The following is a 21,595-nucleotide window of genomic DNA, read 5'->3' on the forward strand; positions in this document are numbered from 1 at the left end:
GCCTAGTGGTCGACCGGAGGCCCCGCGGCGCGCGCGGCCGACCGTCTCCGCCGGGGACGCGTGGGCGCCTTGGCGGCCGGTTCAGGGTCGGCGACCGGTGCTACGGGCTCGTCTGACTCTTCCGCGGCCACCTCGGGTGCGTTCTCGGCCTCGATCTCCGGTGTGGCATCACCGTCGGCGGGCTCGGGTTCACCATTCGAGATATCCGGAGTCTCCGCGCTCCGGACGGCCTCGACAATCTCGTCGACCTCATCGATCACGTCGTTGTCCAGCACGTCCTCGGCCACGTCGCCGTCTTCCCCATCTTCGTGGTGGCCATTGGCGGCGGCCATCGCCCTGAACATCGGGTGTTCACCCTGCGGGTGGGGTGGAGTGCGGACGACCACCACTTCGGGCTCATCCGCCTTGCCCTTGCGGGAACGCTTGGTACGGCGGCCGGTTTCGGCCTTCTTGGTTCCCCCTGCAGCCGCGCCCGCGTTATCGACGGGGTCGACATGCAGCACGATGCCCCGGCCCGCGCAATGGGCACAGGTCGACGAGAACGCCTCAATCAGGCCCGTGCCGAGCTTCTTGCGGGTCAGCTGCACCAGCCCCAGCGAGGTCACCTCGGATACCTGGTGGCGCGTGCGATCGCGTCCCAACGCCTCGGTGAGCCGCCGCAGCACCAGGTCCCGGTTGGATTCGAGCACCATGTCGATGAAGTCGATGACGACGATTCCGCCGACATCGCGCAGGCGCAACTGCCGGACGGTTTCCTCGGCGGCTTCCAGGTTGTTGCGGGTGACCGTCTCCTCCAGGTTGCCGCCGGCACCGGTGAACTTGCCGGTGTTGACGTCGACAACCGTCATGGCCTCGGTGCGATCGATGACGAGGGTGCCACCCGAGGGCAGCCACACCTTGCGGTCGAGCGCCTTGGCCAACTGCTCGTCGATGCGATGCACCGCGAAAACGTCCGGACCGTCGGTCGGCTCATATCGATTGATGCGCGAAAGAAGATCGGGGGCAACGCTTTTCACGTAATCGTCGATCGTGCCCCAGGCCACATCGCCCTCGATGATGAGCTTGGAGAAGTCCTCGTTGAACAGGTCACGAACCACCTTGACCAGTACGTCGGGCTCCTCGTAGAGCGCCATGGCGGCCCCGGATGCCTTCGACGTGAGTTCGGTGGAACGCTGCTCAATGTCCTGCCACTGCTCCTGCAGGCGCTGCACATCGGCGCGAATGTCGTCTTCTCGCACACCTTCTGACGCGGTGCGAATAATGACACCGGCGTCCGAGGGGACGATATCCCGCAGAATCTCCTTGAGACGCTGCCGCTCGGTGTCGGGGAGCTTGCGGCTGATTCCCGTCGACGACGCACCCGGTACGTACACCAGATAACGGCCCGCCAGCGAGATCTGCGTGGTCAGTCGGGCACCCTTATGCCCCACCGGGTCCTTGCTGACCTGGACCAGGACGTAGTCGCCCGACTTGAGTGCCTGCTCGATCTTGCGGTTGGAGCCGCCGAGACCGGCGGCCTCCCAGTTGACCTCACCGGCATACAGCACTCCGTTGCGACCACGGCCGATGTCGACGAAGGCGGCCTCCATCGACGGCAGCACGTTCTGCACGACACCGAGGTAGATGTTGCCCACCAGCGACGCGGACGCGGCCGACGTCACGAAATGCTCGACGAGCACACCGTCCTCCAGGACGGCGATCTGCGTGTACCGGGCGCCCTCGTGCGGCGGTTCCGTACGGGTCTTGTCCCGCACCACCATCACCCGGTCGACGGCCTCACGCCGGGCCAAGAACTCCGCCTCGGTCAGGATCGGCGGGCGGCGCCGTCCGGCATCACGTCCGTCACGGCGGCGCTGACGCTTGGCCTCCAGACGGGTAGATCCGGAAATACCCTGAATCTCGTCGCCGCGCTCGGCGCGCTCAGCGCGTGGTTTGCGTTCATGCACAACGGTGTTCGGCGGATCGTCATCCGAGGCGCTATCGCCGTCGTCACCACTTCCGGCCTTGCGCCTGCGACGGCGGCGCCGACGGCGGCTGGCGCCCTCGGGCGTGTCGCCATCCTCAGCGTTCGACTCGTCACCCTCGGCGGCGGAGTCAGCATCGGCGTCCTCGGCAGCATCTTCACCATCGGTGGCCTCGCCACCCTCGGTATCGGATTCCTCTGCCCCATCGGCGCCCGCCTGCTCGCCGCGACCACGTCCGCGACCACGACGTCCCCGTCGCCTGCGACGTGCCGCGGGACGGTCGCCGTCATCCTCGGCGTCTGAATCGTCCCCGTCACCGGAGTCCTCGTCGGGGTCCTCAGCGCTGTCCGTCACGGTCACGACGGGCGCGGGGCGTTCCTGCGGCTCGGGAGCCTGTGGTGCCACGAAGAGCGGTCCGTAGTCGTACGCGGTGGGTCCCGCCGCCGCCGGGGTCGGTACCGCGGCAGCCTCGATGACGGTCGGCTCCGCGACAAGAATCGGCCCGGTCGGCGGGGCGTCAGCGTCCTCGGCCGGATCCTGGGCGACTACCTTGGCGGGCTCCTCGGCAACTACCGGGGCCGGGGCCTCACTCGCTGACGGGGTGGCGGGTTCCGCCTCGCCGGCAAGCACCTCGCGCACCTTCGCGGCGTCCTGCTTGTCGACATTCGAATGGGGGCTACGGGCGCGCCCATCCAGCTTGGACAGCGCGTCGAGCACGCGACGGGTGGAGGTCCCGAGGACGCGCGCGAGGCTGTGCACCCTCAGCTTCTCGGGTAGTTCTCCCTGCTCAGCAGGGAGTTGCGGAGTGTCCGGCGCTAACGCGGCGGAGTCCCCTTCAGGAGTGCTGGTGTGTAGGTCTTCTGGTAGCTCATAGTCGGCCACTTATTCTCCTCAAGCCCCCGGGCGCGTCCTTCGGACGCGGCCACGCGAGGGCTTTCTCTCTATGTACCCGGGGATGTCCGGGTTTGTGGTGGTCTTGCTCCGAGCGATCCGTCGCTGCGATACCGCAGTTCCGAACCCACCCGGTGCCTGGCTGGAATGATGGCTTGACGTGCTGCAATGGTAATCGCGCTCGCCGTGTCGTCATTCGGGTTTCCGGCCGGCCCCTATTGGAGTCGAAGTGCCGTGGCCCACACTCAGTATCCCATACGAATCAGACGACGGGCACCAAGGACGTGAACCCGCGCGATCCGCACGGCCGCAAAACCAAGCGAGTGTGCGGTTTACGTCGAGATTTCGCAGGAAATCGACGCGAACCGCACACTCGCGATGTCAGATCAGGTGGATGGGGTCAGAGGGCCGGGAACCAGAGCGCGATCTCGCGCGCCGCCGACTCGGGTGAGTCGGATCCGTGCACCAGATTCTCCTGAGTTTCCAGGGCGAAATCACCGCGGATGCTGCCGGTCGCGGCCTTCTCGACGGGATCGGTGCCGCCGGCGAGCTGACGGAAGGCGGCGATAGCACGCGGCCCCTCCAGCACGGCCGCCACCACGGGCCCCGAGGTGATGAATTCCAACAGCGAGCCGAAGAACGGCTTCTCCTTGTGCTCGGCATAGTGCGCGCTTGCCAGCGACTCGTCGACATTCTTGAGCTCAAGGGCAGCCAGCGTCAGGCCCTTCCGCTCAATACGGTTCAGCACCTCACCGACAAGTCCCCGCCGCACACCATCGGGCTTGATCAAAACCAACGTCCGCTCAGTCACGGGCGACAGCCTACTGGTCGGTAGTACGCCCCTGCTGACCCGGCAGCTCACCGCGGCTCTGACGGTCACGGACCTGGTTGCGCATGTACCAGATCAGCAACCAGACACCGAGAAACAACAGGCCGACGAAGCCGATCGCGGCGTTCACCAAGAATCCCGCCACCAGGACCACCTGGAGTGCCAGATTCGCCTGGAGCGCCCACGACCGACCCTGCATGCCAGTGAGCAGGACCATCGCCACGGCGACCCCGACGAGGTATGTCAGCGATAACGGCGAGAGGCCGCCGCCCACCATCTTCACCACCGGGATGGCCAGCAGCACCACGATCGTCTCCAGGATGAGCGTGCCCGCCATCACCCCGCGAAAACCCCGCCAAGGATCTGGCGGAGCCGCACCGCCGGCGACATTCAGGTCCGCGCCGGGTTCGATTCCATCCTCCGGACTGCTCACTGCGGGTCCTTTCCGAACAGTGTCCGTGCGGCGCCCGCGGTGACAACCGATCCGGTGATCACGATGCCGGTACCCAGAAAGCCTTCCGCTCCGCCATCTTCGGCGGCCTCTTCCACCATTGCCGTGGCGGTTTCGATGGCGTCGAGCAACGTGGGTGCGACGACGACGCGGTCCTCGCCGAAGAGCTCGAGGGCGATGGCCGCCAGCGCGTCCGTCTCCAATGCACGGGGCGAACCGTTGTGCGTCACCACGATCTCGTCGAATGCCGGCTCGAGCGCGGCGAGGATTCCGGCGACGTCCTTGTCCCCCATCACGCTGACGACACCCACCAGACGCCGAAAGTCGAACTCTGATTGCAGAGTGGCCGCCAAAGCGGCAGCGCCATGGGGGTTGTGGGCGGCATCCAGGAAGACGGCGGGGGCGCTCCGGACGCGTTCCAGCCGCCCGGGAACGATCACCGACGCGAATCCCGCTCGTATCGCATCGATATCGAGCTGACGTTCGGCACCCGCACCAAAGAACGCCTCGACCGCGGCCAGCGCAACCGCCGCGTTATGGGCCTGATGCTCACCGTGCAGGGGCAGGAATATCTCCGGGTATACCCCGCCCAGCCCCTGCAACTCGAGCACCTGGCCACCGACCGCCACCTGACGGGACAGGACCGAGAACTCCGAACCTTCCCGCGCCACGGCCGCATCCGCTTCCACGGTTTGGCTCAGCAGCACCTCCATCGCCTCGGGGGCCTGTTGGGCGATGACGGCGACAGTATCGGGTCCTGCCTCACCGGTCATCTCATCAAGCTTGTGCCGCTTGATGATTCCGGCCTTTTCGTTGGCAATGGATGCGAGGTCCGGGCCCAGGAACTCGACATGATCGATACCTATCGGGGTGATCACGGCGACCGGAGCGTCGACGATGTTGGTGGCATCCCAACGCCCACCCAGCCCGACCTCCACCACGCCGATATCGACGGGTGCATCCGCGAAGGCTACAAAGGCCATGGCGACCAGCACCTCGAACTTGCTCATCGCGGGCCCGCCCTGCTCCTGCGACCGCTTGTCCACCAACTCCACGAACGGTTCGATCTCGGAGTAGATCTCCACGTACTTCGCCGGCGAGATCGGTTGACCGTCAATGGCGATGCGCTCCACCGCCGACTGCAGGTGCGGGCTGGTGGTACGGCCGGTGCGCCGGTGCAGTGCCGTCAACAGCGCGTCGATCATCCGCGTCACCGAGGTCTTGCCGTTGGTACCGGCGACGTGGATGCACGGATACGCACGCTGGGGCGAACCCAGTAATTCCATCAACGCGACGATGCGGTCGGTCGACGGTTCGATCTTCGTTTCGGGCCAACGCTGGTCGAGCAGATACTCGATCTGTAACAGCGCCGCGATCTCGTCGGGCGAGGGTTCGGGAAGCAATGACTCGCTCACGCCAGCCCCGCCAAACGGGCGGTGATCCGCTCGACTTCCTCGGTGGCCACCTGCTGGCGGGCACGAATTTTCTCGACCACAGCATCCGGTGCCTTCGCCAGGAACGCGTCGTTGCCCAGTTTACTTGTGGTGCCGTCGAGTTCCTTACGCGCGGCGGCGAGATCCTTCTCCAGCCGCCGGCGCTCCGCCTCAAGGTCGACGGTGCCGGAGGTGTCCACCTCGACGGTCACGGTGGCACCGGACAACCGCACCTCCACCGAGGCCGTCGGACTGAAATCGTCCTCGGCGGGGGTGAGCCAGGCCAGCGATGTCACGGCGGCCAGCTGTCCCTGCAGACCGGCCTCAGGGATACCTGCCAGACGAGCCGCGACCTTCTGCCGATCACCCAGACCCTGATCGCTGCGGAACCGCCGCACCTCGGTCACCAGCTTCTGCATATCGGCAATGCGCTGCACGGCAACGTCATAGGAGCCGTCCAGGGCAACACCGGAGCCTGTCGGCCACGCCGCGATCACCACCGACTCCTGACCGGTGACCGTCTTCCACAGCACCTCGGTGACGAACGGGATCACCGGATGCAACAGCCGCAGCAGGGTGTCCAGCACGGTCGCCAGCACAATGCGGGTTCCCTCGGCGCGGTCGGTCATCTGAACCTTCGCCAATTCCAGGTACCAGTCGCAGAACTCGTCCCACGCGAAGTGATACAGCCCCTCGCAGGCAACGCTGAACTCGTAACGATCCAGCGCGGCATCCACCGCGGCCCGCACCTGCTCGAGGCGACCCAAGATCCAACGGTCGGCATCGGTCAGGTTGTCGGCGGCGGGCAGCTCGCCCAGTGCCGCACCGTTGATCAGGGCGAATCGCGTGGCGTTGAACAGCTTTGTGGTGAAGTTGCGCGAGGCGCGCGCGGCGTCCTCCCCCACAGACAGATCACCGCCGGGGCTGGCGCCCCGGGCCAGGGTGAAGCGCAGTGCGTCGGCGCCGAAACCCTCCACCCAATCCAGTGGATCGATGCCGTTGCCCTTGGACTTGCTCATCTTCTGACCGAATTGATCGCGGATCAGGCCGTGCAGGAAGACGTTCTCGAAGGGCACCTTACCGCCGGGTAGCGCGGGATCGCCGGACACGAAGGTGCCGAACATCATCATCCGGGCCACCCAGAAGAACAGGATGTCGTATCCGGTGACGAGAACGCTTGTGGGATAGAACTTCTCCAGTTCCGGGGTGGCGTCGGGCCACCCCATCGTGGAGAACGGCCACAGCGCCGACGAGAACCAGGTGTCGAGCACATCAGGGTCTTGCTCATAACCCTCGGGCGCCGTCTCGTCCGGTCCCAGGCACACGATCTCGCCGTTTGGACCGTGCCAGATGGGGATGCGGTGGCCCCACCACAGCTGACGAGAGATACACCAGTCGTGCATGTCGTCAACCCAGGCGAACCAGCGCGGCTCCAGGCTGGCCGGGTGAATCACGGTGTCACCGTTACGGACCGCATCGCCCGCGGCCTTGGCCAGCGGCTCGACCTTGACCCACCACTGCATCGAAAGTCGTGGCTCGATGGGCTCACCCGAGCGCTCGGAGTGTCCGACGCTGTGCAGGTAGGGGCGCTTCTCGGCGACAATGCGACCCTGCTCGGCCAGCGCCTCACGCACCTTCACCCGCGCCTCGAACCGATCCATCCCGTCGAATTGCGTTCCGCTGTCCGCGATCCTGCCGTGGGTGTCCATGATGGTGGGCATCGGCAGGTTGTGCCGCAGCCCGATCTCGAAGTCATTCGGGTCGTGGGCGGGAGTGACCTTGACGGCTCCGGTGCCGAATTCGGGGTCGACATGGGTGTCCGCGATGACCGGTATCGATCGGTCCTGGAACGGGTGCGCCAGTTCGGTGCCCACGAGATGCCGGTAGCGCTCGTCATCGGGATGCACCGCGATGGCGGTGTCACCCAACATCGTTTCCAGACGAGTGGTCGCGACCACCAGGTGCGGCTGGTTGTCGTCGAGGGAGCCGTACCGGAAGGAGACCAGTTCGCCCTCGATCTCCTTGTGGTTGACCTCGATATCGGACAGCGCCGTTTGCAGCTCGGGTGACCAGTTGACCAGCCGTTCCGCGCGGTAGATCAGCCCGGCATCGAACAGCTTCTTGAAAATGGTGCGCACCGCGCGGGACAGACCCTCGTCCATGGTGAAACGGTCGCGGCTCCAGTCGACACCGTCGCCGAGTCGACGCATCTGTGCGCCGATGGTGCCGCCGGACTCGCGTTTCCAGTCCCACACCTTGTCGATGAACAGCTCGCGACCAAAGTCCTCTTTGGTCTTGCCGTCGACGGCAAGCTGCTTTTCCACCACGCTCTGGGTGGCGATACCGGCATGATCCATACCGGGTAACCACAGCACCTCGTAGCCCTGCATCCGTTTGCGGCGGGTCAGTGCGTCCATGAGGGTGTGGTCGAGCGCGTGGCCCATGTGCAGGCTGCCGGTGACGTTCGGGGGCGGCAGCACGATCGAGTAGCCAGGCTTGGCGCTGGCGGGATCGGCGGTGAAGTATCCGGCGTCCACCCAGCCCTGATAGAGGTCCGCCTCTACCGCGCCCGGGTCCCATGACGTGGGCAGGGAGCTGGCGGCGTTCGTATCAGGGCTTTGGGTCACCCATCAGATTCTAGGGTTGCCGGTCCACGGCTTTTCACGCGCCGAGCGTGACGCCACCGCACGGTTGGGGACCGCGCGCCACACCGAGGTCATATCCGTCAGACAAGACGGGCCCTGATACGACGAAACCACCCGGTCCGTGAGGCGCCGGGTGGTTTCGTCTTCTGCCGTGTGGCTACTTCTTGCCGCCGAGCAGTCCGCCGAGGATGCTGCCGAGGGCGTCGCTGCCGCCCTTGCTGCCGAGCACGCTGCCCAGGATGCTGCCGAGCGGGTTGTTCCCGCCCGAGGCCGCCCCGCCGCCGACGGCGCTGCCGAGGATGTTGCCCAGGATGTCACCGATACCGCCGCCACTGGCCGCGGGCGCCTCTGCGGGCGCGGCCTGCGCGCCGCCGCCGGTGAGCTTCTTGGCGACGAAGGCCAGAACGATCGGAGCGAGGATCGGCAGCAGCTGCTTGATCAGGTCGCTGCTACCCGCGCCCGCCCCGGCCAGCTTCGCGGCGACATCGTCGGCGTTGTTGTCGCCGAACAGCGAAGCGACGACCGCGTTGCCTGCGTTCTGATCGACATCCTCAACGTTCACTCCGCCGTCGAGAAGGGTGCTGGGGGCGCTGCTGACATTGGCCTGCAGATCAGCGGCCTTATCCGGGTCGTCGGCATTGGCCTGGAATCCGCCCACAAGCAGCGGCACCACGGACTTGATCGCCTTGTCGGCGGTCTCGCTGTCGACCCCAAGCTTCGCTGCGATCTGGTCGGTGGGAATCTCGTTGAGCAGCTCGTCGAGTGTGGCCATGGGTCTCCTCCTAGATAACTGGGGTTTGGTAAACCTTAGCCAAGCAGATCAGCCCCGAGTGAACGAATGCCGAACATCACAACCTCAGACCCTTTACCCCTGTGGGGTCCACCCATAACGTCAAGCTATGAGCGGCCACATCGTCGTGGTTGGTGCCGGTATCGCCGGCCTGGCCACCGCAGTCGCGTTACAACAGTCAGGACGTGATGTCATCGTTCTCGACGACCGGGACGGCACCTCCACCGGATACGCGATTACCTTGTGGCCCAATGCATTAGCGGCATGCGATGCCCTCGGCGTCGGCGACGATGTGCGTGACGCCAGCGCACGCGTGGAGGCAGGCATGGTGCGCTGGCACGACGGGCGAATACTGCGGCAACCGCCGAACGGACAACTCACCAAGGCAGTGGGCGAACCTGTCGCGGTCACCGAACGCAATCAACTCCTGGCAATTCTGGCCACCCGGCTCGCACCGGGAACCGTGCGCTACGGCGCGCGAGTGAGCAACGTCCGAGATGGGCTGCACGGGACCTCTGTCGAGCTGTCCGACGGCGTGTCGCTCACCGCCGCCGCGGTCATCGGAGCGGACGGGATCGGATCGCTGGCTGCCCAATATCTCAACGGACCCCTCTCGTTCCGATACTCCGGATACACGGCGTGGCGCGGTATCGCCGAGGTTGCGATTCCGGATGAGCTAGCAGGGGTCACCATGGGACCGGGGATCGAATTCGGCCATCTGCCCATGCCTGGCGGCCGCACCTACTGGTTCGCCGGCGAGCGATCCCACGAGGCGCAGCGCGCATCTGACGGCGAAATCGACTACTTGGCAAGAAAGTTCAGCAAGTGGGCGGAACCCATACCGGACCTGTTGGGCCAGAGCGACGAGTCATCGGTGCTCCGCGGCGATATCTACGACCGCGGACGTCTGCGCCGGATCACCGGCGGTCGGGTGGTACTGGTCGGTGACGCCGCGCATCCGATGCGGCCACACCTGGGCCAGGGTGGATGCCAGTCGCTCGAGGATGCCGCCGTACTCGGCGCCGCGATATCTGAACGTTCCTCTCTGCCAAGCGCTTTCCGCGAGTACGCGCGCCGGCGAAAGTCCCGTACCCGGGTGGTAGTCAATCGAAGCCGCCAGATCGGGCACGCGACCTTTGCACGGCCCGCGGCGTTGGGCGGGCTGCTGGTACGCGCTTCGGGCCGGCTACCCGCCTCGTTGTTCTGGCGGCAGCTCCAGGGCATTGCCGGATATGACGCGTGCGACATAGCGGTTCACCCCTAGGATCTCCCTGTGTCCCTTCCCGGGCCGGAGCCCGCGCCCAGCGCCAGTCTCAAGGACTTCTGCATCGACGCGATACTGCCGGTGCCCGTGGCCAAGTTCTGGGCCGCGGCCATCGGCGGCGAGATCGATATCGACGAGGCCGGCGAGGCCCTGATCCGGCGCGGCAAGGATGTCGACATCTGGGTCAATCGTGTCCCGGAGGCCAAGTCCGTCAAGAACCGTGTGCACTTCGATGTGTATGCGCGCGCCCCGGAGGACCTCACCGCGCTGGGCGCGACGGTACTGACAACCGAACCTGATTGGGTCGTGATGGCCGACGTCGAGGGCAACGAGTTTTGCGCGTTCCTCGACCCCCATCTCGAAAGCGAGACGCCCGCAAGCCTCTTCGCAGTGTGCACCGATAGCGACAGACCGGTGGAACTCGCCCGGTGGTGGCAGGGTCTCGTCGGCGGCACACTTACTCCCGGCTCCGACGGCACCCTGCGGTGGCTGCGCGACGGCGCCGGATGGGGTGACCTCATCTGGAAATTCGTCCGGGTTGCCGACGAGCGCGTGGTGAAGAACCGCTGGCACTGGGATGTGCGCGCCGACGCCGCCGAATTGGTGCACGACGGTGCCCGCGCACTGCGCGGCCCCGATACCGATATCCGCTGGACCGTGCTGACCGACCCGGACGGAAACGAGTTCTGCGCCTTCGGCTAGGCCGCGTGCCCGCCTTCGGCGACACGCGCTTGACGGGGGGTCGCCAGGGCCGCCGCGATGGCCGTCGTCAGGGGAACCGAGAGCACCAGTGCGATACCGCCCACCGCGGACCGGGCGATCTCGATGGCCACACCTTCGCTTGTCAGCACGTCACCCAGGGAGCGGTTGGCGACGCTGAACAGCAGCATGAGCGGTAGCGAGTTCCCCGCGTACGCCAGCACGAGCGTGTAGACCGTGCTGGCGATGTGATCGCGCCCAACCCGCATGGCACCCAGGAACACGCCCTTACGGGTGGAGCCATCGCCCAGCTCTGCCAGTTCGAACACCGTGGACGCCTGAGTGACGGTCACATCGTTGAGAACACCGAGCGATCCGATGATGAACCCGGCCAGCAGCAGCCCGGATATCGACACTCCCCCCATGTACGCGGCGACTTCGTTGTTCTGCTCGTCGGACAGGCCCGTCAGGTGCGTCACCTCGATGACGGCCCAGGACAGTCCCGCGGCAAAAAGCATCGCCGTGAGCGTACCCAGCAGCGCCGCGCTGGTGCGCATGCTGACCCCGTGGGCAAGGTAGATGACGACGAACAGGATCGTGGCCGACGCGATCAGTGCCAGCGGTAGCGCAGGGCCGCCGTCACGTAGCGCCGGAAGCAGGAAGACGGCCAGCACCAGGAAGGCCACAAAAATACCGACTAGTGCACGCAATCCACGCCAGCGCGCCACCAGACAGATGACTATCGCGAACGCCGCGGCGACAGCGATCAAGGGCCAGGTGCGTTCGTAGTCGTAGAAGCTGTAGGTGGTGGCGCCCTGCGCGTCGACCTGTCTGGTGATCCGGATGTGTTCTCCGGCAGCGAGAGTCGGTTGCCCACCACCGGAAGTGAACTCCAGCTGAGTCTTGGCCCCCGAGTTGGGGCCGGAGGTGATGGCGATGAGGTCAAGCGCACAGGACGATTCGGGTGTCTGCCCCGCTGCGGGGTCGGCGGTGAGCACCTGCCCGGTAGACGGGCTGCCGCATTCGCCGAGGCGCGTCGACAGCACCGTGCCCGACTCCGTGGTTACCGCGCCACCGTGGGCGTTTTGATACGGCAGCGGAATGTCCACGGTGCGATGCTCGGGCCACAACGTCACCAGCCCGATAAGGACCGCGACCCCCATCGCGGCGAGCAGACCCACCACGATCCGGGCTGCGCTGGATCCAAGAGGTGCCGGACCCGTCGGCATCGCGTGGGAATGACTATGAGAATGCGACACGCCTGTCAGGGTAGAGGTGGCAAGGCGTTCAGATCCGCCTCTGTGTTCACGTTCACGACCCATGCCGGGTCGGATATCGAAATTCGTTGCGCACCAACGCGCTCAATCAGTGCGCCGATCCGGCGTTCCCCCGCTGAGGTCAACTCATCAATGGTGTCGCATAGGCCTATGTCATAGAGGGCGGCCAGGTAGTGATCCCGGCCGACGGCGGCGGCCAAGACGATGCGACCGCTGCCGGTCGCGAGTTCCTCGACAAGTGCCGCAGAGATCAGGGGCATGTCGACGGCACAGACGAAGGCTCTGCCAGCCCCTCTGTCCCCGGCGGCCCGTAGCCCCTGCCCCAGCGCCACCAGTGGCCCCTGGCCGGGTTGAAGGTCATCCACGATGACCGCCTGCAGATCCCCGATGTCCTGCCCGGGCGCGCGCACCACGATCACCGGTGCACAGCGTGAGCTCACCGTTCGCACCGCGCGTTCGGCCAATGTCTGCCCGCCCCAGCGGATGGCCGCCTTATCGCGCCCCATGCGGCGCGACGCCCCGCCCGTGAGCACCACTGCCGCGAGTTGGTCCATGGAAGAAAGGTACGCACAGAAACCACACAAGCCACCAAGGGGAACGTCATCGCCCCTGGTGGCTTGTATGTGGTCGAGCTGTGGTTCTCGGGTCTAGCCGCGCCGTCCGCAGACGGGCCATGCGCCGATACCCTGACGGGCCAGCACGTTCTCGGCAATCCGGATCTGCTCCTCGCGCGAAGCAAGGTGCGGGGAGCCGGAGCCGCCGTTGGAGCGCCAGGTGCCCATGTTGAACTGCAGACCGCCGTAGTAGCCGTTTCCGGTGTTGATTCCCCAGTTGCCACCGGACTCGCAGTTCGCGATGGCATCCCAGTTGACCGGATCCGCACTCGCTGTTCCAGCCAGCGCCATCGGAGCCGCGACTAGCGCGCCGGTGATGGCTGCTGCGGTTAGCGTTTTGCGGATGTAATTCATGTCGTTCCTCTCGCCGGGCACGCACCGAACATCACCCGCTTGCGGATACCGCAGCGGGTTCAGGCACACCTCCAGGCGAGGTGGACATCGTCGTCGGATCGCGCCGTCTCGGTCGGGCGCGACAAGGGAGGCGGCTGCTGCCTCACCGGCTTGTGGTGGCCGGCGGCCAGACCGCCTCGCAGCGTTCCTGGCCCCATTTGCACACAGGGTTCACGGTTCGGAGTTTTGCTCCGATTTGTTGACGTGTCGGACCGTACGGAACCATTCAGCGAAAGTCACCTCACGACACGCACATCCCAAACCAATAACGAAACGATTACAGAGCCAATTGCCAGCGACTAACCCCAGGTCACTTAGGAAATTCTCAGGTTCTCTTAGTGTTGGCCCTACCTGCGATAAGTGAGTCAGATCACGCCGAATTTGTGAGCCCGGCCACCATTGCGGCAAATCACTCAAGTAACAATAGGAACTTCAACAACATACGGCGTGGCGAATTGACAAATTCACTCTATTCACTCTGATATCAGGCGTAACACTATTTGCCAATTATCAATCGCGACACATAATTGCCGGAGAAACAATGTAACCATTCCGCGTCGCCTTACGCACTTCGAGCGAAAAAAGTTGGCACACAGACCGATTCGCCGGTCACACACGACAAAGGCAGCGCACGAGCGCCGTACGTGATGCCAAGGACGCCGCGATCACGTTCTCCGGCCGGCGCGCAGAACTATTTGCGGTAGAAGGTATTTCAGGATTTCGGTCAGCAGCGCAGCGCGACTACCGCGATCTTGCGCGAGGTCACCGGGACGGTAGTCGGATAGTTCTGCGCATCGCGCCCCGCGCCCACATCCGTCACCGGGGACTGCTTTTCCACCGAGGTGACCGTGCACTTGCTCAAGTCGCCGCCCCCGCTCCTGGTAATGATCACCCGGTACCCATTGGCCTTGAGCTCGTTGATGACATCGTTGGCGTTGCCGCCCCCCGGGGCGGCCGCTGCCGTATCGGCACCACCCAACGAGACACCGATCATCGCCACAACTGTTGCTACCGCAATCAGCGACTGCCTCACGGCCTTCTCACCTCGTATCTAGGGCATGAAGGTTGTGTCCCGCACCGGCTGTGGCCCGGAAGCATCAACGTCCCTGCATCCTACGAGAGCAACCGCCCATCGCGCGCGAGGAGACGCCGAAGCATCCGAATACCTGGCTCTCGGTCTAGCTGACGGTCCAGGTGTCCCGGCCGGTCAGCAGCGCCTGCAATGCCGCGGTGTCACTCGGCTTGGCGGCCGCGGCAGCGGTCAGCTGCTCACGGGCCAGATCGTCATAGGTCGCCCGCTGCACGCTGCGGAACACACCCATCACGGTGTGCTCAAGGTCCTGCTCGGACAACCGCGACAACGCGAAGGCGTAGGCCGGATCATCCGTATGCGCATCATGCACCACGATGTCCTCGGCCTTCACATCCGCGGTCTTGGCCACTTCAAGGCCGAAACCCGAACGGATGACGCAGAGTTCGCCCTCGGCGCCGAAGGTGATCGGCTGGCCGTGGCTCACGTTGATGACGCGCTGCTCGGCGCCTTCCTTGCGCAACAGGTCGAAGGACCCGTCGTTGAAGATCGGGCAGTCCTGCAAGATCTCCACGAGTGCCGAACCGCGGTGGGCGGCTGCGGCGCGCAGCACCTCCGAGAGACCCTTCTTGTCCGAATCCAGGGCCCGTCCCACGAACGTGGCCTCGGCACCCAGTGCCAGCGACACCGGGTTAAAGGGGTAGTCCAGCGACCCCATCGGCGTCGACTTGGTGACCTTGCCGGTCTCGGAGGTCGGCGAGTACTGCCCCTTGGTGAGGCCGTAGATCCGGTTGTTGAACAACAGGATCGTCAGGTTCACGTTGCGGCGCAGGGTGTGGATCAGGTGGTTACCGCCGATGGACAGTGCGTCACCGTCACCGGTCACCACCCACACCGAAAGATCCTCGCGAGCCAGCGCCAGGCCGGTCGCGATGGCCGGTGCGCGCCCATGGATCGAGTGCATGCCATAGGTGTCCAGGTAGTACGGGAACCGGCTGGAGCAGCCGATACCGCTGATGAACACGATGTTCTCGCGCTTGAGGCCAAGCTCCGGCAGGAAGCCACGGATGGTGTTGAGGATGACGTAGTCACCGCAACCCGGGCACCAGCGCACCTCTTGATCGGAGGTGAAGTCCTTCGACTTCTGCTCCACATCAGTAGTCGGTACCAGAGCATTGGCGGTCAGGCCAAGCTCCAAACCGTTGAGGCTGCCAGTTCCATTGAGTACGTCGGTCATGCTCGATCCCCTACGGCCACCGCGGATTCACGCGCGAGAACAGCCTTCTGACTTTCCTTTTCGGCGAGCGACCCATCCAGGGCCGCATCGATGATTTCTTCGACCTCATCGGCGAGGAAGGCCATGCCCTGCACCTTCGTCACCGACTGCACATCCACAAGGAACTTTCCGCGCAGCAGCAGCGACAGCTGTCCGAGGTTCATCTCCGGCGCAACGACCTTCGGGTACTTACGCAGCACCTCACCCAGGTTCGTCGGGAACGGGTTGAGATGGCGCAGGTGGGCGTGAGCCACCTTGAGTCCCTTACGGCGAGCGCGACGGCATGCCTCACCGATTGGGCCGTAAGAGCTGCCCCACCCGACCATCAGCAGTTGCGCATCACCGGTCGGATCGTCGACCTCCAAGTCCGGCACCGTGATTCCGTCGATCTTGAGCTGACGCAACCGCACCATGAGGTCGTGGTTGGCCGGGTCGTACGAGATATTGCCCGAACCGTTGGCCTTCTCCAGACCACCGATGCGGTGCTCCAAACCGGGAGTACCCGGAACGGCGAACTGCCGGGCCAGCGTCTCCGGATCGCGGTTGTAAGGCGCGAAGTCCTGATCGGGGGTGGCGAAGGTGTGCTCGATCGCCGGGTAGCTCGCGATATCCGGGATGGCCCACGGCTCAGAGCCGTTGGCGATCGCGCCATCGGACAGGATCATCACCGGGGTCCGGTAGGTGAGCGCAATCCGCACCGCCTCGACGGCGATATCGAAGCAGTCCGAGGGCGAACGCGGGGCCAGCACCGCGATGGGCGACTCGCCGTTGCGGCCGTACAGGGCCTGCAGCAGGTCCGCCTGCTCGGTCTTAGTCGGCAGGCCTGTCGACGGTCCGCCGCGCTGCACGTCGATCACCAGCAGCGGCAGTTCCGTCATCACCGCAAGACCCACCGCCTCACTCTTGAGCGCCACACCGGGACCAGAGGTGCTGGTGACACCGAGGGCGCCGCCGAACGAAGCGCCCAGGGCGGCACCGATTCCCGCGATTTCATCCTCGGCCTGGAAGGTCAGCACGCCGAAGTTCTTGAGCTTGCTCAGCTCATGCAGGATGTCCGATGCCGGGGTGATCGGGTAGGTACCGAGCACCACCTGAGTCTTGGCGAGCTGGCCCGCAGCGACAACGCCGTAGGCCAATGCCGTGTTACCCGAGACCTGGCGGTACTCGCCCGCGGGAAGCGACGCCTTGGCGACCTCGTAGGTGGTGCCGAAGGCTTCGGTGGTCTCGCCGTAGTTCCAGCCCGCCCGGAAAGCCAGGATGTTGGCCTCGGCCACATCGGGCTTCTTCGCGAACTTCTCACGCAGGAACTGCTCGGTGCCCTCAAGCGGACGGTGGTACATCCAGGACAACAGCCCCAACGCGAACATGTTCTTGGTGCGCGCGCCATCCTTCTTGGAGACCCCGGCGGACTCGACAGCGCCCAGCGCCAGCGTGGTCATCGGAACCTGATAGACCACGTAGTCCGACATGTCGTCGTGCTCCAGCGGATCGGACTGATAGCCGACCTTGGCCAGATTGCGCTTGGTGAACTCGTCTGAGTTGGCGATCACCATGCCGCCGCGGGGCAGATCGCCGATATTGGCCTTGAGTGCGGCCGGGTTCATCGCCACCAGCACATCGGGCCGGTCGCCCGCGGTGAGGATGTCATAGTCGGCAATCTGGATCTGGAAAGACGAAACACCGGGGAGCGTGCCCTGAGGGGCCCGGATCTCGGCGGGGTAGTTCGGCTGGGTTGCGAGGTCATTGCCGAAGACGGCAGCCTCGGAAGTGAATCGGTCTCCGGTGAGCTGCATACCGTCGCCAGAGTCTCCAGCAAACCGGATGACGACCTTTTCCAGCTTCTCCGATACGGCTCCGTCGCCCACCGGTGACCTACCTTTCACGACGAACTCTGGCGGTGACGGTACGTACGCCACCATTCAGCAGAGTTTTCTGTCACTCTCGGTACCGATTATTGCACTTTCACACCGCTGACCTTGACGAGGGCATACCCGCAGGCGCGAAACTTGACACGTGTCGAGTCGCCACCTGCGGCCTGGCCTGTGCCGTTACCTCACTACCCACCAGTAGACGTGAGGCAAATCACAAGGATGGGCCAAGCATCTGCTTGGTTGCCTCTCTGCGCCGCCACCCGGGAGCAGCATTCGGGGGTTGCGGCACCCAGACACCCGCGATAGGGCCAGAATGAGAACTATGACGGGACACCGGATACCGACGGTTGTTCAAGGCGCAGAACACGACCCGGGCGAAAATGGCGAATCCCACGTCGACGTCACGGGAGCCAAGGACGTCGCCGCGGGGATGACCGCTGTCGGCGTTTCCCTGCAACGCGGTTTCGAACAAATGGGGCCATTGCGCACTGCCGCGACGCTGGCCAAGCTGAATCAACGCCACGGTTTTGACTGCCCAGGTTGCGCGTGGCCCGAAACCCCGGGTCACCGCAAACTTGCCGAGTTCTGCGAGAACGGGGCCAAAGCGGTCGCGGAAGAAGCGACTAAGCGCACAGTCACCCCGGCATTTTTCGCCCAGCACTCCGTGGAGGAACTCCGCGAGATGCCCGAATACTGGCTCAGCCAGCAAGGTCGACTGACCCACCCGATGGTGCTGCGCCCGGGCGAATCGCATTACCGGCCGATTGATTGGGACGACGCGTACGAGCTCATCGCCCACGAGATCAAGGCCACCACCGACCCGGACCGCCTGGTTTTCTACACCTCGGGGCGCACGAGCAACGAGGCCGCATTCTGCTACCAGCTGCTGGTCCGCAGCCTGGGCACCAACAACCTGCCCGACTGTTCCAACATGTGCCACGAGTCGTCGGGCACCGCGCTGACGGACTCGATCGGCATCGGTAAGGGCTCAGTGTCCGTGCCCGATATCGAGCACGCCGACGTCATTCTCATCGCCGGCCAGAATCCCGGTACCAACCATCCCCGCATGCTGTCGGTATTGGAGAAGGCGAAAGCCAACGGCGCCAAGATCATTGCCGTCAACCCGCTCCCCGAGGCCGGGCTGCTCCGATTCAAGGACCCACAGAAGGTCAACGGCGTGATCGGCCACGGCGTGGCGATCGCCGACGAGTTCGTGCAGATCCGCCTCGGTGGCGATATGGCGCTCTTCGCAGGGCTGGGCCGGCTGCTGCTGGAGGCCGAAGACGCCAACCCCGGGAGCGTCGTCGACCGGCAGTTCATCGATGAGCATTGCGCAGGCTACGAGGAATGGGCCGCGCGGACGCGGACGGTCGACTGGGAAACCGTCACGCAGGCAACGGGTATCGAGATGGCCCAGTTACAAACGGTTGCCACACTCTTAGCCGAATCGAAACGCACCATCTTCTGCTGGGCCATGGGCCTCACCCAGCATCGGCACGCGGTTGCCACCATCGGTGAAGCGACGAATCTGCTGCTGATGCGCGGCATGATCGGCAAGCCGGGTGCCGGAGTGTGCCCTGTGCGCGGTCACTCGAACGTCCAGGGCGACCGCACCATGGGCATCTGGGAAAAAATGCCAGAAACCTTCCTGGCCGCACTGGATTCCGAGTTCGGCATCACCACCCCCCGTAAGCACGGATTCGACACGGTTGATGCGATCCGCGCCATGCGGGACGGCAAGGTCTCGGTGTTCATCGGCATGGGCGGCAACTTCGCGTCGGCCACCCCGGACACTGCAGTTACCGAGGCCGCACTACGCAATTGCGCACTGACCGTGCAGATCTCCACCAAGCTCAACCGCAGTCACCTGGTGAATGGACGCACCGCACTTATCCTGCCCACCCTCGGACGCACCGACAGAGACATCCAAGAATCCGGTAAACAGCTTGTTTCCGTGGAAGATTCGATGTCCATGGTGCATCTGTCGCGCGGCAGCCTGCACCCACCCAGCACGATGCTGCGCAGCGAGGTAGCCATCGTATGCCAACTGGCACACACCATCCTGGGGCCCGGACACCCGGTGCCGTGGGGCCGGTTTGTCGACGACTATGACACCATCCGCGATGCCATCTCACGGGTGGTGCCCGGATGCGCCGATTACAACACCAAGGTTCGCCGGCCGGATGGGTTCGCGCTACCACACCCGCCTCGCGACGAGCGCCAGTTCCCCACCCACACAGGTAAAGCCAATTTCTCAGTGGCACCGTTGGAGTGGGTGCCGGTGCCCCCGGGCCGGTTAGTGCTGCAGACACTGCGCAGCCATGACCAATACAACACCACCATCTACGGCCTGGACGACCGCTACCGAGGCGTCAAGGGCGGCCGTCGGGTGGTTTTCGTCAACCCGGAAGATCTTGCGGCATTCGGGTTGAGCGAGGGCGCGCGGGTTGATCTGGTATCTGAGTACCTGGGCGCTGACGGGGTGCTGGAGGAGCGCCGAGCCGAGGACTTTCTCCTGGTGCCGTACTCCACCCCGCGAGGCAATGCCGCCGCCTACTATCCGGAGACCAATCCGCTTGTCCCCCTTGACCATGTCGCCGAAAGGTCCAACACCCCGGTGTCGAAGGCGGTCGTGATTCGATTGGTGGCCCGTGGGTAGGGTCACCGACAACCGCAAGATCCGGCGTATCGAAGGTGTCGGACGAGGTGACCGCAGCGAGACGCTCGTCGTCGAGGAACCCCTGGAAATTCGGGTGAATGGGCGTGCGGTGGCCGTCACCATGCGCACCCCCGGATCAGATGTCGAACTCACCCAAGGGTTCCTGCTCACCGAGGGTGTCATCGACAGCCGCGAGGACCTGCTGACCGTGCGCTACTGCCAGGGCGACGGACCCGACGGCCTGAACACCTACAACGTTCTGGATGTCACCCTGGCGCCCGGGGTTCCCGCACCCGACCCGGCGGTGACGAGGAATTTCTACACCACCTCCTCCTGCGGCGTCTGCGGTAAGGGCTCACTGGAGGCGGTGCGCACCATCAGCCGCTTCTCCCCCGGCGACGACCCCTCCACCATCGACTCGCACACACTGGTGGGACTGCCCGACAAACTTCGTTCAGCGCAAAAGGTTTTCGCGATGACCGGCGGGCTTCACGCCGCGGCGCTGTTCACCGTGGACGGAACCATGCTGGTGGTGCGCGAGGACATTGGCCGGCACAACGCGGTGGACAAGGTCATCGGGTGGGCCCTCGAAAACGACCGCGTACCCCTCGCTGCGACCGTGCTGCTGGTCAGTGGGCGGGCCTCCTTCGAGCTCGCGCAGAAGGCAACCATGGCGGGAATTCCGATTCTGGCCGCGGTGTCGGCGCCGTCCTCGCTGGCGGTAGACCTCGCGGCGCAGTCGGGGATGACGCTCGTCGCCTTCCTGCGCGAGGACAGCATGAACGTCTACACCCGGATGGATCGGGTTATCTAACCCTCCGGCACCTCAACCGCGATCTCCCTGCCCAGCGAGTACCCCGGCGCCATCGGCAAGTCGTCGCCACTCCAGAACGATCCCGGGTCGAAGTAGTTCGAGCGCTTCTCGGTAATGAGCAGCCCCATCTCCTCGAGGGTGATCGCCACCGTCTCGGCGCAGAACGCTGTCTCCAGTCCAGCCTGCCGTTGCTTTGTGATGTCCCGCTCGGCCACCTCACGAACCTTCTTGTGCACGAAGGGCAGTCCGCGGGTGAGGTCGCTAACCGTGGGAAGCCGTCCACGCATCCAGCGACCGGTCAATCGCGCGGTGGCTGGAAACGGCGTCCCGTCCATCCTGGCCACGACGCGCAGTGCGGCGTCCTCCTGCTCGCGGGTTACCCGCGGGCTCAGCTGCCGAAGCCAGCACCGCTGTCCATACACGTGCGCCCATCGCTCGATCGCCGCGCGCGCATCGTGGAGCTGCACTCCCCGATGGTTGTCGCCGGTCCACACGTCGGTGAGTTTGTTGCCCAGTTCGGCGTGCCACATGAGCGGCGGCAGATCGTCGATCGCCACCGTCATGCCGACGTGGTTGACCGGGCTGTTCGACAACGTCTGGATGAGTCGATCGGGGCCCGAACGTCCGCGGAACACCCAGATGTCACCGGTGCGCGTCGCATCGAGCGCCTCATCGATCGACACGGCCCGACCGTC

General features: G+C 65.0%; 16 protein-coding genes and 1 pseudogene. 4 read left to right on the top strand and 13 right to left on the bottom strand.

From position 1 onward, the window contains the following. Positions 1-2: 2 nt before the first annotated feature. From B4400_RS07605 to B4400_RS07630, 6 genes are all read right to left on the bottom strand, one after another. A complete protein-coding gene (locus tag B4400_RS07605; RefSeq protein ID WP_078309153.1) occupies positions 3-2,846 on the bottom strand; it encodes a ribonuclease E/G in 2,844 nt (947 codons plus the stop codon). 409 nt (positions 2,847-3,255) lie between these two features. After that, complete coding sequence (ndk, locus tag B4400_RS07610; RefSeq protein ID WP_078298456.1) at positions 3,256-3,666, bottom strand: nucleoside-diphosphate kinase; 411 nt, start codon at positions 3,664-3,666, stop codon at positions 3,256-3,258. Positions 3,667-3,676: 10 nt separating this feature from the next. Continuing rightward, complete coding sequence (locus tag B4400_RS07615) at positions 3,677-4,117, bottom strand: DUF4233 domain-containing protein (RefSeq protein ID WP_078309154.1); 441 nt, start codon at positions 4,115-4,117, stop codon at positions 3,677-3,679. Continuing rightward, positions 4,114-5,550: a bifunctional tetrahydrofolate synthase/dihydrofolate synthase gene (folC, locus tag B4400_RS07620; protein ID WP_078309155.1), complete on the bottom strand. Its 1,437-nt coding sequence runs from the start codon at positions 5,548-5,550 to the stop codon at positions 4,114-4,116. Before folC ends, B4400_RS07615 begins: the two co-directional genes overlap by 4 nt. Continuing rightward, entirely contained in the window at positions 5,547-8,195 is a 2,649-nt protein-coding gene (locus B4400_RS07625) for a valine--tRNA ligase (protein WP_078309156.1), read from the bottom strand. Before B4400_RS07625 ends, folC begins: the two co-directional genes overlap by 4 nt. A gap of 175 nt (positions 8,196-8,370) precedes the next feature. Next, positions 8,371-8,985: a DUF937 domain-containing protein gene (locus B4400_RS07630; RefSeq protein WP_078309157.1), complete on the bottom strand. Its 615-nt coding sequence runs from the start codon at positions 8,983-8,985 to the stop codon at positions 8,371-8,373. Between the two features lie 127 nt (positions 8,986-9,112). On the opposite strand from B4400_RS07630, the gene B4400_RS07635 reads away from it, so the two are divergent. Both B4400_RS07635 and B4400_RS07640 read left to right on the top strand, forming a co-directional pair. Continuing rightward, positions 9,113-10,267 (top strand): FAD-dependent oxidoreductase, encoded by a 1,155-nt coding sequence (locus B4400_RS07635; protein ID WP_078309158.1) that lies wholly within the window; start codon positions 9,113-9,115, stop codon positions 10,265-10,267. A gap of 9 nt (positions 10,268-10,276) precedes the next feature. After that, positions 10,277-10,969, top strand: a complete 693-nt coding sequence (locus B4400_RS07640) for a VOC family protein (protein WP_078309159.1) — start codon at positions 10,277-10,279, stop codon at positions 10,967-10,969. On the opposite strand, the gene B4400_RS07645 is transcribed toward B4400_RS07640, so the two are convergent. The 6 genes and pseudogenes from B4400_RS07645 to B4400_RS07670 form a co-directional block, all read right to left on the bottom strand. Beyond that, complete coding sequence (locus B4400_RS07645) at positions 10,966-12,225, bottom strand: YibE/F family protein (protein WP_170914943.1); 1,260 nt, start codon at positions 12,223-12,225, stop codon at positions 10,966-10,968. The two genes, B4400_RS07640 and B4400_RS07645, sit on opposite strands and share 4 nt — an antisense overlap. 5 nt (positions 12,226-12,230) lie before the next feature. Beyond that, a complete protein-coding gene (gene mobA / locus B4400_RS07650; protein WP_078309161.1) occupies positions 12,231-12,797 on the bottom strand; it encodes a molybdenum cofactor guanylyltransferase in 567 nt (188 codons plus the stop codon). 93 nt (positions 12,798-12,890) lie between these two features. Further along, positions 12,891-13,115 (bottom strand): annotated as a pseudogene (locus B4400_RS07655) (transglycosylase family protein); the annotation flags it as partial. A gap of 859 nt (positions 13,116-13,974) precedes the next feature. After that, positions 13,975-14,283 (bottom strand): hypothetical protein, encoded by a 309-nt coding sequence (locus tag B4400_RS07660; protein WP_078309162.1) that lies wholly within the window; start codon positions 14,281-14,283, stop codon positions 13,975-13,977. A gap of 145 nt (positions 14,284-14,428) precedes the next feature. Further along, entirely contained in the window at positions 14,429-15,517 is a 1,089-nt protein-coding gene (locus B4400_RS07665; RefSeq protein ID WP_078309163.1) for a 2-oxoacid:ferredoxin oxidoreductase subunit beta, read from the bottom strand. After that, positions 15,514-17,475 carry a 2-oxoacid:acceptor oxidoreductase subunit alpha gene (locus B4400_RS07670; protein ID WP_078309164.1) on the bottom strand — a complete coding sequence of 654 codons (1,962 nt, stop codon included), beginning with the start codon at positions 17,473-17,475 and terminating at the stop codon, positions 15,514-15,516. The genes B4400_RS07665 and B4400_RS07670 overlap by 4 nt, the downstream gene beginning before the upstream one ends. A 274-nt stretch (positions 17,476-17,749) precedes the next feature. On the opposite strand from B4400_RS07670, the gene B4400_RS07675 reads away from it, so the two are divergent. Continuing rightward, positions 17,750-20,086 (top strand): FdhF/YdeP family oxidoreductase, encoded by a 2,337-nt coding sequence (locus B4400_RS07675; protein WP_078309165.1) that lies wholly within the window; start codon positions 17,750-17,752, stop codon positions 20,084-20,086. Next, entirely contained in the window at positions 20,079-20,900 is an 822-nt protein-coding gene (gene fdhD / locus B4400_RS07680) for a formate dehydrogenase accessory sulfurtransferase FdhD (protein WP_078309166.1), read from the top strand. The genes B4400_RS07675 and fdhD overlap by 8 nt, the downstream gene beginning before the upstream one ends. Here the strand turns inward: fdhD and B4400_RS07685 are convergent. Next, positions 20,897-21,583 (bottom strand): guanylate cyclase, encoded by a 687-nt coding sequence (locus tag B4400_RS07685; RefSeq protein WP_170914951.1) that lies wholly within the window; start codon positions 21,581-21,583, stop codon positions 20,897-20,899. The genes fdhD and B4400_RS07685 overlap by 4 nt on opposite strands. Positions 21,584-21,595 lie beyond the last annotated feature (12 nt).

The organism is Mycobacterium sp. D16Q13, assembly GCF_002013375.1.
Classification (GTDB): Bacteria; Actinomycetota; Actinomycetes; order Mycobacteriales; family Mycobacteriaceae; genus Mycobacterium.

What these genes read in the sequence shown, in the direction of transcription:
- B4400_RS07630 (WP_078309157.1), bottom strand. Translation starts at nt 8,985, where the DNA reads ATGGCCACACTCGACGAGCTGCTCAACGAGATTCCCACCGACCAGATC.
- B4400_RS07635 (WP_078309158.1), top strand. Translation starts at nt 9,113, where the DNA reads ATGAGCGGCCACATCGTCGTGGTTGGTGCCGGTATCGCCGGCCTGGCC.
- mobA (WP_078309161.1), bottom strand. Translation starts at nt 12,797, where the DNA reads ATGGACCAACTCGCGGCAGTGGTGCTCACGGGCGGGGCGTCGCGCCGC.
- B4400_RS07665 (WP_078309163.1), bottom strand. Translation starts at nt 15,517, where the DNA reads ATGACCGACGTACTCAATGGAACTGGCAGCCTCAACGGTTTGGAGCTT.
- B4400_RS07670 (WP_078309164.1), bottom strand. Translation starts at nt 17,475, where the DNA reads ATGGTGGCGTACGTACCGTCACCGCCAGAGTTCGTCGTGAAAGGTAGG.
- B4400_RS07675 (WP_078309165.1), top strand. Translation starts at nt 17,750, where the DNA reads ATGACGGGACACCGGATACCGACGGTTGTTCAAGGCGCAGAACACGAC.